Origin of the sequence: Sphingobium sp. (genome assembly GCF_003248505.1) — a bacterium.
In the GTDB taxonomy this organism is placed as follows: Bacteria; Pseudomonadota; Alphaproteobacteria; order Sphingomonadales; family Sphingomonadaceae; genus Sphingobium.
Window position 1 is genome coordinate 130,825 of the sequence record NZ_QFOA01000004.1, and the last position, 14,072, is coordinate 144,896.

General features: G+C 61.8%; 17 protein-coding genes. 10 read left to right on the plus strand and 7 right to left on the minus strand.

Annotated elements, in window-relative coordinates; genetic code table 11:
• Window positions 1–44: 44 nt before the first annotated feature.
• Window positions 45–791, plus strand: a complete 747-nt coding sequence (locus tag DI606_RS03395; protein ID WP_293979755.1) for a ZIP family zinc transporter — start codon at window positions 45–47, stop codon at window positions 789–791.
• Between the two features lie 50 nt (window positions 792–841).
• Here the strand turns inward: DI606_RS03395 and DI606_RS03400 are convergent, their stop codons facing one another.
• Entirely contained in the window at window positions 842–1,336 is a 495-nt protein-coding gene (locus tag DI606_RS03400; protein WP_247650907.1) for a MarR family winged helix-turn-helix transcriptional regulator, read from the minus strand.
• Window positions 1,337–1,784: 448 nt separating this feature from the next.
• Between DI606_RS03400 and DI606_RS03405 the strand changes: the two genes are divergently transcribed.
• Genes DI606_RS03405 through DI606_RS03415 form a run of 3 tightly spaced genes read left to right on the plus strand, consistent with a single transcriptional unit; the run spans window position 1,785 to window position 3,703 of the window.
• Window positions 1,785–2,273 (plus strand): DUF417 family protein, encoded by a 489-nt coding sequence (locus tag DI606_RS03405; protein ID WP_168847361.1) that lies wholly within the window; start codon window positions 1,785–1,787, stop codon window positions 2,271–2,273.
• A 19-nt stretch (window positions 2,274–2,292) separates the two neighbouring features.
• Complete coding sequence (locus DI606_RS03410) at window positions 2,293–2,772, plus strand: DUF6314 family protein (protein ID WP_247650911.1); 480 nt, start codon at window positions 2,293–2,295, stop codon at window positions 2,770–2,772.
• A 49-nt stretch (window positions 2,773–2,821) separates the two neighbouring features.
• Window positions 2,822–3,703, plus strand: coding sequence for a LysR family transcriptional regulator (locus DI606_RS03415; RefSeq protein ID WP_168847362.1), 882 nt, complete (start codon window positions 2,822–2,824; stop codon window positions 3,701–3,703).
• A gap of 69 nt (window positions 3,704–3,772) precedes the next feature.
• Here the strand turns inward: DI606_RS03415 and DI606_RS03420 are convergent, their stop codons facing one another.
• The 4 genes from DI606_RS03420 to DI606_RS03435 all read right to left on the minus strand — a co-directional run bounded on the left by DI606_RS03420 (window position 3,773) and on the right by DI606_RS03435 (window position 6,221).
• Window positions 3,773–4,417 (minus strand): peroxiredoxin-like family protein, encoded by a 645-nt coding sequence (locus DI606_RS03420; RefSeq protein WP_168847363.1) that lies wholly within the window; start codon window positions 4,415–4,417, stop codon window positions 3,773–3,775.
• Between the two features lie 246 nt (window positions 4,418–4,663).
• A complete protein-coding gene (locus DI606_RS03425) occupies window positions 4,664–4,915 on the minus strand; it encodes a hypothetical protein (protein WP_168847364.1) in 252 nt (83 codons plus the stop codon).
• Window positions 4,916–4,946: 31 nt separating this feature from the next.
• Window positions 4,947–5,315, minus strand: a complete 369-nt coding sequence (locus tag DI606_RS03430) for a hypothetical protein (protein WP_168847365.1) — start codon at window positions 5,313–5,315, stop codon at window positions 4,947–4,949.
• 387 nt (window positions 5,316–5,702) lie between these two features.
• Window positions 5,703–6,221 carry a peptide-methionine (S)-S-oxide reductase gene (locus DI606_RS03435; RefSeq protein WP_168847366.1) on the minus strand — a complete coding sequence of 173 codons (519 nt, stop codon included), beginning with the start codon at window positions 6,219–6,221 and terminating at the stop codon, window positions 5,703–5,705.
• 125 nt (window positions 6,222–6,346) lie between these two features.
• Here DI606_RS03435 and DI606_RS03440 point away from each other — a divergent pair, with 125 nt between their 5' ends.
• The 3 genes from DI606_RS03440 (at window position 6,347) to DI606_RS03450 (ending at window position 8,427) form a co-directional block, all read left to right on the plus strand.
• Window positions 6,347–6,862 carry a MarR family transcriptional regulator gene (locus DI606_RS03440; RefSeq protein WP_247650908.1) on the plus strand — a complete coding sequence of 172 codons (516 nt, stop codon included), beginning with the start codon at window positions 6,347–6,349 and terminating at the stop codon, window positions 6,860–6,862.
• A complete protein-coding gene (locus DI606_RS03445) occupies window positions 6,834–7,508 on the plus strand; it encodes an RNA polymerase sigma factor (RefSeq protein ID WP_293979757.1) in 675 nt (224 codons plus the stop codon). Before DI606_RS03440 ends, DI606_RS03445 begins: the two co-directional genes overlap by 29 nt.
• A gap of 493 nt (window positions 7,509–8,001) precedes the next feature.
• Window positions 8,002–8,427, plus strand: a complete 426-nt coding sequence (locus DI606_RS03450) for an AraC family transcriptional regulator (RefSeq protein ID WP_247650912.1) — start codon at window positions 8,002–8,004, stop codon at window positions 8,425–8,427.
• Here the strand turns inward: DI606_RS03450 and DI606_RS03455 are convergent.
• Window positions 8,313–9,227 carry a nucleotidyltransferase gene (locus tag DI606_RS03455; protein ID WP_168847369.1) on the minus strand — a complete coding sequence of 305 codons (915 nt, stop codon included), beginning with the start codon at window positions 9,225–9,227 and terminating at the stop codon, window positions 8,313–8,315. The two genes, DI606_RS03450 and DI606_RS03455, sit on opposite strands and share 115 nt — an antisense overlap.
• A 43-nt stretch (window positions 9,228–9,270) precedes the next feature.
• On the minus strand, window positions 9,271–10,167 hold the full coding sequence (locus tag DI606_RS03460) for a LysR family transcriptional regulator (RefSeq protein ID WP_168847370.1): 897 nt from the start codon (window positions 10,165–10,167) through the stop codon (window positions 9,271–9,273).
• 75 nt (window positions 10,168–10,242) lie between these two features.
• On the opposite strand from DI606_RS03460, the gene DI606_RS03465 reads away from it, so the two are divergent.
• The 3 genes from DI606_RS03465 to DI606_RS03475 all read left to right on the plus strand — a co-directional run bounded on the left by DI606_RS03465 (window position 10,243) and on the right by DI606_RS03475 (window position 13,812).
• Window positions 10,243–11,034, plus strand: a complete 792-nt coding sequence (locus DI606_RS03465; RefSeq protein WP_168847371.1) for a class III extradiol ring-cleavage dioxygenase — start codon at window positions 10,243–10,245, stop codon at window positions 11,032–11,034.
• 23 nt (window positions 11,035–11,057) lie between these two features.
• Complete coding sequence (locus DI606_RS03470; RefSeq protein ID WP_168847372.1) at window positions 11,058–11,672, plus strand: NAD(P)H-dependent oxidoreductase; 615 nt, start codon at window positions 11,058–11,060, stop codon at window positions 11,670–11,672.
• A gap of 124 nt (window positions 11,673–11,796) precedes the next feature.
• Entirely contained in the window at window positions 11,797–13,812 is a 2,016-nt protein-coding gene (locus tag DI606_RS03475) for a hypothetical protein (protein WP_168847373.1), read from the plus strand.
• The last annotated feature ends 260 nt before the right edge of the window (window positions 13,813–14,072 follow it).

The window sequence follows — 14,072 nt, forward strand, 5'->3', positions numbered from 1 at the left end:
GGCTCCCCGCTACGGGCCGCGCTACTGCCATGATGCCTGAGTTTATGATCGCTGGTCTTTGGGGCCTGGTGTCGGGCAGCGGACTTCTGTTTGGGGCGATCATAGCGGACACATTCTTCGGGCGGCTGACGCACCGCATGATTGCGGCGATAATGGGTTTCGGGGGCGGTGTGCTGATCGCCGTGGTCGGAACTGAATTGATCGGCGGGCAAGACCCGCCGGGCTTGGGACCGTTGGCGATATTCGGCCTGCTCGCCGGCGCCGCGATTTTCAGCGGCTCCAATTGGGACCTTGCTCGCCGTGGTGCCAAGCACCGCAAGCGGTGCGGTGAATGCGTGGAGCAGCCAAACGAGCAGGAGCACCATGGCAGCGGAGTCGCGATCGCGCTCGGCAGCGTCCTCGACGGGATCCCCGAGGCCCTTGTGATCGGGATGTCGGTCGCCGGCGGTGGCAGGATCAGCCTCGCCGTCGTCGCAGGCTTCTTTCTCGCCAACGTCCCACAGGGCCTTTCGAGCGCCTCGGGAATGAAGCTCGCGGGCCGGTCGCGACGCTATATCTACGCGGTGTGGATCGGCATTCCGCTGCTGGTCTGCATCGCCGCTGGCGCGGGGAACTTCGTTCTTGGCTCTGCAGAAACTCTGGCGCCGGCCATCCTCTCATTCGCGGCGGGCGCCGTGATCGCGATGCTCGCGGAGACGATGATCCCCGAAGCCTTCGAGAAGGCGCCGCCGTTCATCGGCTTGATCACGGTCATCGGCTTTCTCGCGGCGTATCTTCTCGCTCAGCATTGAGCCTTCGCGCTCGCGCGCCTCCCATCCTGCAACCCCGGATGCTCGCTCTCCTACGCGTCGTCGCTCTTTTCCCGGTCTACGCCTCGCTCGAGCAATTCGGCATCGATGGGGCAGTTCGTGCAACCCTCATAGCAGCACAGGCGGCAGATGCGGTATGACTGCTCGAGGCTCTCCAGGCGATTGCGCAGAACGCGTTCAGCGATATCGCACAGGATTTTCTGTTCGTCGGGATCGAGGATCGACAGCCCTTCAGCAATCACTTGATCGCGCGAGGCGAGGACAGCATCGCTCGCGACCTTCCCGGTTGCCGTAAGATAGAGGGATCGCGTGCGGCCGTCTGTCGAATGCTCTCTGCGCTCGATCAATCCCTCGGCCGCCAACCGGTCCACGAGGCGAACGGTTCCGGCATGTGAAAGCCCCACTCCGACCGCAAGCACGCGGATCGAGAGCCCGGGCTTGTGCGCGAGCAACGCCAGCGCCGAGGCGGCGGGTCCAGCTTCCGGTGCTCGCGATGAACTGGCGCGAACAATGTCGTCGCCGATCATGAGTGCGAACGCCCCGAAGACATTTCTATCTCGAAGTCCATCCATCACCACGGCTATATGTGCGCGGAGCATAGACAGCAAGCAATACCCTCTTCCTCCCGATCGGCATGGCTGTCGGATAAAGCGTTGCGTTATAACGCCTTAGAGGAATTTACGGCGATCGGTCGCGCGGAAAAACTGTTTCGGCTCATCAATGCCGAGGGTTCGGGCAATACCTGACGGCTATGGCTTGAGTCTGCCCGCCGGGTCGCAAAGGCGGCGACGCAAGTCAGTCGCGAAGTCAGAGCCCGCAGGCGACAATCGATGTGCGCTCGGCAGCTATCGAAACAATACCTCAACGGCATTTCCGCTGGCGAAGGGTTTTCCGTAGTTTGGGGCAGTACCCCACACATGAAGCACGAAGAGGTCTCTCGACGTCGCGACGCGTAGCCTGTTTAGGAACTGTCAGATGAGCATTTACGACCGTTACGATTTTGTCGTCGCCGAGCATGACCGGAAGGACCTCGCTTTGCTCAGATGGGCGCTGGTCATCGTGTTTTTGTGGTTCGGCGGGATGAAGTTTACGGCGTATGAGGCAGCGGGCATCGCCCCATTCATTGGACATAGCCCGATGATGAGTTGGCTGGGCATGTTCGGTACGCAGGGGCAGAGCTATTTCATCGGCACTGTCGAGCTATCGACTGCCCTATTTCTGATCCTTGGTGCATTCCGCCCAATCTTCTCCGCCCTCGGTGCACTGATGTCGGCGGCGACCTATCTCATCACGCTGACCTTTCTGTTCACCACTCCAGGTGTCGCGGAGCCGACGGCCGGCGGCTTTCCAGCTATCTCGGCGGTACCGGGGCAATTCCTGTTGAAGGATGCGGTCTTGCTGGCGGCATCGCTGGTGCTGCTGTTTGCTTCGGTCCGCGACAGAAGCGCCCCTGAGCCTTCGTGAATGGCGTCCTCTCGTGACGATGGGCGCGCAAATCCTGCAGGATCTCCGCGGAGCATGGATACTCCGACGCGATATCCGGCCCGGAGTTGCTCACCTGCACGGTGACGCGGTCTTCTCCCCTGCTGGCGAAGGCGCCCTCGCATATCGAGAGAGCGGCATCCTTACGCTGGCAGATGGCGGTGAATTCTCTTCCTACCGGCAGTATCTCTATCGCTCGAGCGGGGACTGTGTCGTTGTCGAGTTCGCAGACGGACCTGATATCGGGAAGCAGTTCCTCAGCCTGCGTTTCTCTCGGACGGATAGCGTCGTGGAAGCGAGTGACGTCCACATCTGCGGAGACGACATCTACCGTGCCACCTACAGCATTCTGGGACCGACCGCCTTTGAGGTGATCATCACGGTCCAGGGGCCCGCAAAGGCATATGAGCTGGTCAGCCGATATTGCCGGCCGCCGCGCGATGCCACGATCGCGAGTTCCGCTCCGGAGATAATGAGTTGATGGGGCCTGGGCGGTCGCCACCGGCCAGTTCGGATGCTACTATCAGTTCATGGAGATGCACCAGATCAGATACTTCCTCGCGACGGCGCAGACGCTTAATTTCACGCGGGCGGCCGACGAGTGCAACGTGTCGCAGCCATCGCTGACCCGTGCGATACAAAAGCTCGAGGATGAGTTTGGCGGAGAACTGTTCCGCCGCGAGCGCAGCCGCACCCACCTGACTGATCTCGGACGACAGATGTTGCCGCATCTCGAGCGCACATTCGAAGCAGCCCGGGCCGCGACCCAACTTGCAAAGGGCATGGGAAGGGCGGAAGTGGCGCCGCTGGCGCTTGGCGTAGATGCTGCAATTGAGTCCGACACGCTCGATCGGATCCTGGCAGAGCTTGCCGACTGTCTCCCGGGCTTCGAGCTCTCGCTTTCCAGCGGGTCGTCGGACGAACTGATCGAAGCCGCAATGAACGGTGCACTGGACCTGGTGGTCGTCGAGCTCCCGGACAACGCGCCTGATCGCTTGGACGCCTGGCAGCTGTTCGACCATTGCTATCATATGGTCACACGTGCGGATCATCCGCTCGCGGGAGGGGGGATGCCGTCGCTGCTTTCGGTGCGCGATGAGTCCTGGATCGATCACGAGGGCAACGGGTGCGCCCGGCTCAAGGGCATCGCGGCCTCGCACGGCTTCGTGCCAGTCGTCCGGCACCGCGCCACCGACATGGCTCAGCTGAAGCAGCTGGTGATCTCGGGGCTCGGCAGCGCCTTCATACCGCGGCCTCGGGACGACGAGCGCCTATGTTCCTTCAGGTTTGCTGATGTCGAGGTCCGGCGCGACGTCGTCTTGGGGGCGGTGGCTGGTCGCAAGCGCAGCATCGCCGCAGATGCCTTCCTGCGTGCGTCACGCGCGCGCAGTTGGGCGGCGGCTGCCACTTGAGCCGAAGTGGCGCGAATAAGAGTTCTGCACTATCGCAGGCCCGTCACGAAGTCGCCGGAACCTGGCTGCTCAGCGCATTGCCGCGATGAACGCGACGATGTCCTTTGGCTCGGGTCGTACTCGGAAGTCCGGGTCGACATGTGCGTAGCGGATGTTGCCGTCCCCGCCGACGACGAATGTTGCCGGGATTGGCAGGAAGCCCCCATCGCTTCCGTAGATGGCCGCAAGATCGATCCCGATCGCCAGATACCTGCGCTTCAGCTCCTGGCCGATCGGAAAGGCAAGCCCGCATGCCAACGCCGCCCCGTGGTCGACGTCGCAGAGCGCCGTCGCGCTCGGTCCGATTATTTCCTGTATGGCGCCAGCCCCTTCGCCAGTCTCCCCCGCCACGACAATCAGCTTTCCGCCCAGTTCTTCAAGAGCAGGCACGGCAGCTGCCCATGATTGTAGCTCGTGCACGCAGTACGGACACCATCTTCCACGATTGAAGCTGATGACAAGCGGCCGTGCGTCCTGAAGCTGCTTGATCGAACGGTAGCGGCCCGACGAGTCGGGAAGCGAGAAGTCCGGGAACGCCTCACCGACGCGAGGCACCACTTTCCCTACGTTCAGGCCCTGTAATCGGGCGATAAAGCTATCATAGAAGGACGCGAAGCCCAGTCCCGCGACGGCGGCGTCAGCATCTGGGCTGGACAGCAGGCGGATGGTGGTCATGCCGTGCAAGATAGCGTCGAAATGCGCGGGTGGCACAGCGCCAAATAGCATGGGTCATGCCAAAGCTCCGATCGCAGCGGCAGGCGACGCAAATCCCGGCGCAAATTGTGCGACTTAGCGCGAGCGATCTGCCTTCCACACTGCCCGCCAGCCACTCAACGACAGGTCGACTTCGCCCGAACTTTTCGACCTCTGATGGACGGAATTGCGACCCGTCAGCGATCGGGCGCGACCATCGCCTGGGGATCAGGCTCGTCTCTCGAACGTGAGCAGCATGACTGCGGCCGCGGTTAACGACAGCATTATCGTGCCGACGAGGACGGCCGAGAGCAGCGGATCGTGGACCTGCCCGACGATGGCGCGCCAGAGCAGGCTCACCAGACCCGTCACGCCCGCCGCAAAGAGAATCGAGACGGCAATCGAAGCGCGCTGCAGCACGCGGAAAAGACGCGCATTCTTGGCTTCCAACCTCCTGCAAGCCTCGGAGATTATGTTCATGTGCGGCTGTCTTCCGGTAACGGAGTGGATTTCAAATTTGCGCTGCAGGTGAGAGCGGACGGGCGCATTCCGAGCGAAGCCAGTTTTCTTGCGCGCCGCTGAAGCCGGCCTCCTGCAAGGTCTGCGTCTCCTGGAGGACCTCTGGGCCGTGCCGATGGAGAGAGTTGACGAACGCGCGGAGCGCTTCGAGCCGCGCATCAGCCAGCGCCCAGTTTGCCTGCTTTCCTGGGGTACACTCGTCGATCTTGAAGAGGGCCCGCGCCAGGTGGCTTCGGGACGCAGAAGTTCGGCCTTTCTCGCTCCGGGCCAGCGCGATAACTGTCAGTTCCAACTGCGTGAAGATCAAGGCGCCGCATGGCAGGACCTCCGCCTCGATCGCATCGATGGACTGCATCAGCATGGCGTGAGCTCCGTGTTTCTTCTGTGGGGAGACTTCATTTATCCTGACATTTTACGCCAGCGACAGGTCGCTTATTTCGCCAGTCATTGCGTAGACTATCGCAGTGCGGTCCGGATTTGGCCAATGTGCTCTGCGTATAGTTTTCATAGCACAGGAGCTCTGCGCTCGTCGTTCAGCTACACCTTTAGGCGGCAGCCAACTGGGCGATATTGCGTATTTCGGCCAGCGCGGTGGACCCAGAAACCATCGCGATAACCACTTTGCGCTCCAGGACGAACCCATCGATCGGCCGGAGTTGCTAGTCCGTGCGCCGTCGCCGACCGGCGGAGCCAGTGCCAGTCCATTGCGGCGCTGGCAGAGTAAGCGAAGCTCCCTATTGTTGGGGATTCATGGCGTGGATGGCGCGTCGCGAGCGGCGGCTCTGGCCGGGAGCACAACCTTGGCGAAGTTCGCCCTTATATAGTCGAGCTTCGGATCGATGTAGCGTCTGCAGAACGGCCTCTCCGGATCGGTCGCATAATAGTTTTGATATCGTGCGTCCGAAGGTTTGAACCCACGGAACGGCAGGACCGCCGTCGACAGCGGCTTCTCGAAAGAGCCCCTCAACGATGCGAGCACGTCCCTCAGTTGGGGCGCCTGGCCGTCCTCGAATGTGTAGACAGCACTGCGGTATTTCCCGCCTGGCTCAAAGGTCTTCGTGGCGGAGTGGGTCCTGAGGTGGATCTCCAGCAATGTCGCGAGTTCGATCGCCTCCGGGTCGAAATGAACCACGACCGCCTCGGCCCAGGTGTCGGAGGGGGCATCTGAGCGGATGAAGCCTTGATCGACCTGCTGCACGCCGCGAATAGCCTGGAAAACACCCTCGGTGCACCAGTGGCACCCTCCGCCGAAGCCGATCTTCTCCATCACGGTTCCTCGAATAATTGGTGAGCAGGGGGGGTGAGATGGCCGCCGCTGCCGCGCGTCACGGTTACAGCACATCCTCGCCTTGAAGTATATGCTCGACGCATATATTAGGAAGTATGCGGTCGATGCGCAACATGAATGTGTTCGGGGCGCTGGCACTGTTGTTGGCAGACGAGATCGTGCGCTCCGCGAGTGCCCAAGCACCCGAGGTGGGCCCCGCATCGTCTGCGTTGGCGCTCCTTCACCACGAACCTGGCCTGTCCATCCGCAAACTCGCGGCGGGAGTCGCCCTCTCACACGCCGGCGCAGTGCGACTGGTAGACCGGCTCGTCGCCGAGGGTCTGGTGGAGCGCCGCGGGCACGAGAGCGACGGGCGAGCCAGATTGCTTCACCTGACGGCGGCCGGCGAAACGACGAGCATGGCGGTGCTTCAAGCTCGCAACGCTACGCTCGCGCGCGCCCTGACTGTGCTCAATGATGACGAGGTCGCGATGCTTGGGCTACTTTCGGAGCGCATGCTGCGCGCACTCTTGGGCAACGAAGAACACGCTTACCGCGTGTGCCGCCTGTGCGACTATTCGAGTTGCCGCTGCTGCCCGGTAGATGAGGAGCTTGGCAGCCGCGAGGCTGCTCGCGCCTGAGATGGGGCTGCGGAACGCACGTCCGAGTGCCTCCCGGCAAATTGGCACTGCCGGCGACTCATCTGGCGCCGTCCAACGAAATGGCAAGGAGAGCGAGCACGATCCGTCCGGCCAGGACGATGCGAGCCTCAAACGCCTGCTGGAAGCCCTGGAGGCGGATTACGACCATCTCCTCGCGAGGCTGACCGGTACGCTCCGCTCCCCGGATGCCGCGTCCGAAGCACTCCACGACGCGTATCTCAAGCTCGAGCGCGGTGCGGTTGTCGGCGATGTACGGCATCCGCTGTCCTACATTTACCGGATGGCCATCAACCTCACGAAGAACCGGCGCCGCCATGAGATGCGGTTTACACCGGCGGACGCGGCTGCCGCTCTTGATCTCGCCGACGATGCGCCCGACCCCGAGCGCGCGGCCAGCGCGAGGAGAACATTATCGCGCGTGTTCGATATGCTGGAAGCACTGCCGACCCAGCGCCGCGACATCTTCCTGGCGGCGTGGCGTGACGGAAAGACGCAGGTGCAGATTGCGGGGGAGTTTCGTCTGCACAAGCGGACGGTCCAGAAGGAACTGGCTCGTGCCGAGCGGGATCTGAGAACGGCCCTTTGCGGCGAGGGCAGGGACGCAGCGTCGCAACGGTCGCGATAGCCTCCCAACTTTTGGTGCCGGCACTTGCCGCGCAAGCCAACCCGGATCGCCAGACTGGCCCTCAAGGAAAAATTAGCGTCGCACGACCGCCTTCGGCGGCCGCCAGGTGTCAGAGTGAGAGGGAGTAACAGGGTCCTCACGCCACGCCCGGACAAGGCGCCCTTATCGGGTGCCACACCCAGGCGCCGTGGGGACTATTGGGAACGGCGTCAGGCCGCATTCCGCGTCCGTAGCCAGCCCATTGTCCCTTGGGGGTCGCAATGGCGGCATGGCGCGCGTGACAGTGGGCGAGAGCGTTGGTGCGCAGATTTCGCGGACCCGGCACTGCGAGCCGGAACCGCCTGGTAGAACCACGCGACGGACTGGCCGGACCTATGCGCGCCCGCAACCCTGTCTCGCGCCGTGGCAGGTCCAACTGGCGAAGAAAATCATGGCGGCGCGCGTCGGTGAAACGATGCAGGTTTCGGAGCTGTCCTGTGCCTGCCGGCTATCGATGAGCTATTTCGTTCGGGCATTCACCAGCACCGTCGGTATTTCTCCCTATAGCTGGTTCATCGGCCAGCGCGTGCTGCGCGCAATGATACTTCTTTCCCATTCCCGAATGCCCATCGCCGAGATCGCGCTCGAATGCGGGTTCGCGGATCAAAGCCACTTCACCAACACATTCGTCCGGCGCGCCGGCAAGACACCGCGTCAGTGGCGGCAAGAGGCGACACGTGCGCAACCACCGACGGCCCCCGAAACGGGGGATGGCGCATTGGTCGCATCAGTTCAAACCGAGGTTGCTCGCTGTGGGGACTCCAGTCAGAGCGCCGCGCGCAACTCGGCAATCCGTGCCGTGCAATCCTCGTGCACCAGACGACCGAGCTCGTCGACGCGCTCAGCCAACCAGTTCAGTTCCTCCTCCGTGATCCGGTAATGCTTCGAGAAGCGCGCCTTCACGTAAGCGTCCTTGAGCTTGGCAAAGCGAGCCCTCGCGCGGGCGTTGTCGCGCGGCCAGGCTTCGAAGAGGTGGTTGGATTCGCGTTCCGCCTGCGTCCGGAGAAAAGCGAGGTTGTGAACGTGCGGCGTGTAGAAGGTCATCACCAGGAGCACGCAGTGGTAGAGGCTTTCGCACGCCTGCTGCAGGGTGAACGCCGCGTGGCGGAATTCCTTCTGCGACATGTAGAAGTGGAAACCCTTCTGCGAAGCGAGAGCTAGCGAAAACCATTCGTCAAAATACTCTGTCGCCGCGTCGTAGGCCTGCTGTGGTGTCTTCGGCTTGGGCTGGTGGAGCTCGCTGTCTTCGGATTGGTAGAGGGCAATGCCGTCGCGAGCGACGTCGATGAAGAAGGATCGGCCGTGCGCGAGGCCATCATTCACCTCCTGAAGGGTGTGGACGATGAAGTTGACGGGCGTCTTGAGGTTCTGGGTGATGCTGCGCTCGCGGTTGAGGCGCTCCTCCGCCCTTTCCCAATAGGCGACGCGGTCGGTCAGCTCTTTCTGGTTGACGATGACGAGCAAATCGAAATCCGATTGATACCCTTTGGCGGTGTGCGGTTCGTCGACCCAGCCGCCGCGGGCATATGATCCGTACAGAATGATCTTGTGGATCCGTCCAAGTTTCCGGTCGCCTTCGGGCTTCCCATGTGCGTCTTCGAATTCTTCGAAGAGGATCTGCACCACGCGATCGAGTTCGCGCCGCTTGTTTGCTGGAAGGTGATCGAGTTCAGTTCGCATGATGTTCCGGTTCTAGCTCGTTGTGGTTCTGCCGCAATCCCGATCAGCCGAGCCGAGACTGTAGCTCGCGTAGCAGCCAGGACCCCGCCCGTCCGAGCGCGCGATTCCGCATGTGGGCGGCATAGATCATCAGCGGACCGGTCGCGCCGGCCGGATCGTCCTCAATCGTCAAGGCGACCAGGCGACCGTCCGCGAGGTGCGGCGCGATGAGATGCTCAGGCATCCGGCACCATCCCAGGCCCGCGAGCAAGAAATCCAGTCGCCGCGCAAGGTCCACGAACCGCCAGGCTCTGGTGCCAATGATGCCGTAGTTAGGGCCATCGGGTGCGGCCGGGTCGGAGAGGACGAGCTGGATATGCTCATCCAGGTCGCCGGCCGTCACCGGCCGGGCCAGTTCGGCGAGGGGATGGGCAGGGGACACCACGGGCACGAGATCGATCCCAAGCAACGGCAGTGCCGCCACGTCATTGGGTACGCTTGGCAACAGGATACAGAACGCCAGTGCCGCGTCCCCGCTTCGCAGCCGTCGCTCGGCTCCGCCTAACCCCTCGGTAGAAAAACTGACCGGAAGGAATGGGAACTCGGCGCGCAGCGCATGCAAGCTGTCGATAAAGGCAGCGGTTGGCACCAGCGGATCGATCGCGACTGCCAGCTCGGCCTCGATCCCCTCCCGCGTGCCGGCGGCCATGGCTTCGAACCGGGCGGCGCTCGCAAGGACCGAGCGCGCTTGTACCACCAGCACCCGGCCCACATCGGTCAGAACGGGCCGGAAGCCCGATCGGTCGAACAACGTCACCCCCTGCGTGTCCTCCAGCGTCGCAACAGCCTGGCTTATCGCGGATTGCGCGCGTCCGAGCCTGCGCCCTGCGGCGGAGAAGCTGCCTGTCTCGGCGATGGTCGTGAGAACGCGGAGTTGGTCCAGCGTGAAGTTCCCGATCATCCATCACTCCAGCCGATAAAGATCATCACATCTTTATCACTCCTGCGATGATCGTCCAGTGGGCATATAGCTCTCATGCAACCCACCTTCTTCATCAATCACGGCGGCGGGCCCTGCTTCTTCCTGGAACCGGGGCCGATGCGCGATACGTGGCGCGAGCTGGAGACCTATCTGCGCGGATTCCTCGCGACGCTGACGGAGCAGCCGCGCGCCATCCTCGCCATATCCGGGCATTGGGAAGAGGACGTGCCGACCGTCAACACCGGCGCGCATCCGTCGCTCCTATTCGACTATGGCGGGTTTCCCGATCACACCTACCGTCTGACCTGGCCCGCGCCGGGCGCCCCGGCAATTGCGGCACGGGTACGCGAGCTGTTGTCGGATGCCGGCATTGCCAACGGCGCGGAGCATGCGCGGGGCTGGGATCACGGCATCTTCGTGCCACTCAAGGTCATGGTGCCCGAAGCCGACATTCCGTTGGTGCAGCTTTCACTGCAGCGTGGTCTCGATCCGGCCGCCCACCTTGCGATCGGGCGGGCGTTGAAGCCGCTGCGCGACGAGGGCGTGCTGATCCTCGGCAGCGGCCAGTCATACCACAACATGCGCGGCTTTTTCGGCGGCGGAGCGGTAGACGAGAAGGCAGAGGCATTCGACGCCTGGCTGCGCGCCGCCATGATCGATGGCGCGACGCGCGACGAAGCTCTGATCCGCTGGGAAGACGCCCCGCATGCCCGCGTGGCTCAGCCCCATGAGGACCACCTGCTGCCTCTGATGATCGCGGCAGGCGCGGCGTCGGGCGAGACCGGCGTCATTCACTTCCACGGCCATGCTCTCGGCAAGCCGATATCCGGTTTCCGTTTCGGCTGATCGATTCTCAAGAAGGAATAATCATGACCAAGCTTCTCGTTGTCGAAACCAGTCCCCGCGGGGATAATTCGATCTCGCGCAACATGACACGTCGCTTCGTCGCCGAATGGCAGACGGCACACCCGGATGGCGAAGTCGTCGAGCGCGACCTGACGGAAACCAACCTCCAGTTCATCGACGCGCCGTGGCTCCAGGCCTATTTCACGCCGCCCGAGCAACACTCGCTCGAGATGAAGGCCGAACTGCGCCTGTCTGACGAACTCGTCGGCGAACTGCTCGCCTGCGACCACCTGGTGATCGCGACCCCGGTCTATAACTACAACGTGCCTGCCAAGCTCAAGGCCTGGATCGACAGCATCGTGCGCAAGGGGCTGACGCTCGGCTTTGACGGCAAAGGCCTCGTCACCGGCAAGACCGCCACAGTGTTGGTGGCGAGCGGCGGTGTCTACACCGAAGGTTCGCCGATCCGCGACCGTGACATCGCCACGCAGTACCTCCGCATGGTCCTCGGTGTGATCGGCATCACCGACGTGACCGTCGTAGCCGGGGGCGGTGCGAAGGCGGTCGATATGCGCGAGACGACCATGGAGGGGTTTATCGAAACCCTTGAGTCCGAGCTCGAGGCCGCCGCCGCCTAAGCAAGCCAATGGGCTGCGTGTCTCCATGCAGCCGATTGGCTAAACCGACTGTCCGCCTTTCCCGCAAAGGAAGGTTTTGCAGGCGGCCGGTGACTGACGTAACCAGACTTGGGGGAGCCTGTGCGTGCGCGATGATGATTCTGACAATTTTGAGTTCAGCCTAGCTGGACGCGTGCGCAACCTTGGGTTCGCGCCGTCCCCGCTCAATGCTTTGTTCCCGCTGTTCGAAGCAGTGGCGAATGCTTTCCACGCGATCGAGGCGCGTTGGGATCGGGAAGCGACGAAGCGGGGCAGTATCACCGTGACCGTCTTGCGGAGCGATAGCGAGGACGAAAGCCCGCCGGTCATCGGCTTCTCAGTCGAAGACAATGGGATTGGCCTGACTCCCGAAAACTGGAGGGCGTTTCGAACGGCGGACACAGCCAGCAAGATCAGCCGTGGCGGCAAGGGCGTCGGTCGGCTTTCGTGGCTTAAGGTCTTCGAAAACACCAAAGTGTCGAGCGGCTTCGAGGAAGACGGCCAGATCCTCTATCGAACGTTCGCCTTTGCGATCGGGGATAGCGACAGCAATCCAGTGCGGGGTCACGAGCTGTCGGTGGGCGGCACGGCGGCGAAGGTCGGAACCAGGATACATCTGGAGCCCTATGCTCCAGCTTATAGCGCGCACTGCCCGCGTAGGACCGATACGATCGCCGCTCAGATTATCGGGCACTTCCTTCGTAATTTCGCCAGCTACGAGGTTCCGGCTTTTGTCCTGATCGACGGCGCAGAGCGGATCAGCTTGCTCGATTTCTACAGCGAGAACGTAGAATCCGAGGTGCTGGAGACAATCCGCATATCGCTCGAGCCAGACGCCGAGCCGATCTCAGCCGACATTTATCATATCCTGCTCAACAAGGGTCTCCGTCTTCACGAGGGATCCAAGCACTGGAACCTCTATGTCGGTGACGGACGGGTGGTGCGGGATGAGAAGATCGATAACCAGCTTGGACTGGGCTATATCGGCGAGAATGCCGACAGTGTGTATATCGGCCTTGTCTCCGGCGACTTCCTGAACGGGCATGTCAATCAGGAGCGGACGAATTTCACCTTCTCCGAGGAAGCCTATCGTGCCCTGCACGCCGCGGCTGTCGCTGCCGCCAAGCAGCGACTGGCGCCTTATATCGAGCTCGTCAGGCTAAAGCAGGCAGAGACTACTCTACGCATTATCCGCGAAAACCCTCAGTTTCTTGCGGTGGCGGGTGACGTCCCGGCATTTGTTGAAGAAAACCTTTCGCTCAATGCAAAATCCGAAGAGGATATCTTCCTCGAGCTGGCGCGGCAGCGTCGCCGCAAGCAGCGGGAAACTCGGCGGGAGATCAAAGCACTGGTGACCGCAACCGGCGAGGATATGGCGGAACGCGTGCAAAAGGTCGCGGGCGCGATCAACATCGACAAGAAGGCTTCGCTCGCAGAATATGTCGTGAAGCGGAAAGAGATCCTCGACCTCCTCGACAGCTCACTCGCGTACGCCGATCCTGAGGCACGCAATTATCTGCGGGAAGAGATCGTTCATGACTTGATCATCCCTATCCGATCGGATGGGGAGGCGCTTGAATACGAGGACCATAATCTCTGGATCCTGGACGACAGGCTCGCTTTCTACTCCTATCTGAAATCCGACAAGCCGTTCAAAACCTTTCTGGCCGACAGTGACAGCGGTCGCGAGCCCGACATTGCCGTCGTGTTTGATCGGTCATTGGCTTTTGATCGGGAGGGGACGGACGAGCCCATCATCATCGTCGAGTTCAAACGACCAGGCCGGACCGCTTATGGTCATGACGACAATCCTATCACCCAGGTGCTGGAGTACGTGAACATCATGCGCAACGGGGGCGCCTTTAAGGATCGGACCGGCCGTATTCGCAAACCAATACCTCTTTCCACCCGGTTCATCTGCTTTGTGATCGCTGATTTCACGCCAAAGCTGATCGAGATGGTGTCACTGTCGATTGCCCAGAGCCGGAGCGCGGACGGCGAGGGGTATTTCGGCTTTTCCCCGATTCACAATGCTGTCGTCGAAGTTCTTCCGTACAACAAGCTGCTGCATGACGCTCGCCTGCGTAACGAGGCGTTCTTTTCCAAACTCGGCCTTAATTGAGGCTCACGTCCCTTTCGAATGCTTCAATTGGCAAACGGGGTGGCTGCTCTTCTAGATTATCGTCCGACACCGGCAGACGGCTAACGGCCGAGAAGCGGTCTGGTGGCTCTGCCGACGGCCTAAACCGGTAGCCGCAAATCGTCCTGCGAACGTAATCACAGCGTAAGCGCCAAAACCTCCCCACATTTTCGTAGCTGCTGATCTGTCTATGTTTTGCCCCTCATCCGAGGGGTATCGTAGTGGCTGATGATGTAAGAACA

Excerpts from the sequence above, each read along its gene's own strand:
- DI606_RS03395 (WP_293979755.1), top strand. The coding sequence starts at position 45 with ATGATCGCTGGTCTTTGGGGCCTGGTGTCGGGCAGCGGACTTCTGTTT.
- DI606_RS03400 (WP_247650907.1), bottom strand. The coding sequence starts at position 1,336 with ATGATCGGCGACGACATTGTTCGCGCCAGTTCATCGCGAGCACCGGAA.
- DI606_RS03405 (WP_168847361.1), top strand. The coding sequence starts at position 1,785 with ATGAGCATTTACGACCGTTACGATTTTGTCGTCGCCGAGCATGACCGG.
- DI606_RS03410 (WP_247650911.1), top strand. The coding sequence starts at position 2,293 with ATGGGCGCGCAAATCCTGCAGGATCTCCGCGGAGCATGGATACTCCGA.
- DI606_RS03415 (WP_168847362.1), top strand. The coding sequence starts at position 2,822 with ATGGAGATGCACCAGATCAGATACTTCCTCGCGACGGCGCAGACGCTT.
- DI606_RS03420 (WP_168847363.1), bottom strand. The coding sequence starts at position 4,417 with ATGACCACCATCCGCCTGCTGTCCAGCCCAGATGCTGACGCCGCCGTC.
- DI606_RS03425 (WP_168847364.1), bottom strand. The coding sequence starts at position 4,915 with ATGAACATAATCTCCGAGGCTTGCAGGAGGTTGGAAGCCAAGAATGCG.
- DI606_RS03430 (WP_168847365.1), bottom strand. The coding sequence starts at position 5,315 with ATGCTGATGCAGTCCATCGATGCGATCGAGGCGGAGGTCCTGCCATGC.
- DI606_RS03435 (WP_168847366.1), bottom strand. The coding sequence starts at position 6,221 with ATGGAGAAGATCGGCTTCGGCGGAGGGTGCCACTGGTGCACCGAGGGT.
- DI606_RS03440 (WP_247650908.1), top strand. The coding sequence starts at position 6,347 with ATGCGCAACATGAATGTGTTCGGGGCGCTGGCACTGTTGTTGGCAGAC.
- DI606_RS03450 (WP_247650912.1), top strand. The coding sequence starts at position 8,002 with ATGAGCTATTTCGTTCGGGCATTCACCAGCACCGTCGGTATTTCTCCC.
- DI606_RS03455 (WP_168847369.1), bottom strand. The coding sequence starts at position 9,227 with ATGCGAACTGAACTCGATCACCTTCCAGCAAACAAGCGGCGCGAACTC.
- DI606_RS03460 (WP_168847370.1), bottom strand. The coding sequence starts at position 10,167 with ATGATCGGGAACTTCACGCTGGACCAACTCCGCGTTCTCACGACCATC.
- DI606_RS03465 (WP_168847371.1), top strand. The coding sequence starts at position 10,243 with ATGCAACCCACCTTCTTCATCAATCACGGCGGCGGGCCCTGCTTCTTC.
- DI606_RS03470 (WP_168847372.1), top strand. The coding sequence starts at position 11,058 with ATGACCAAGCTTCTCGTTGTCGAAACCAGTCCCCGCGGGGATAATTCG.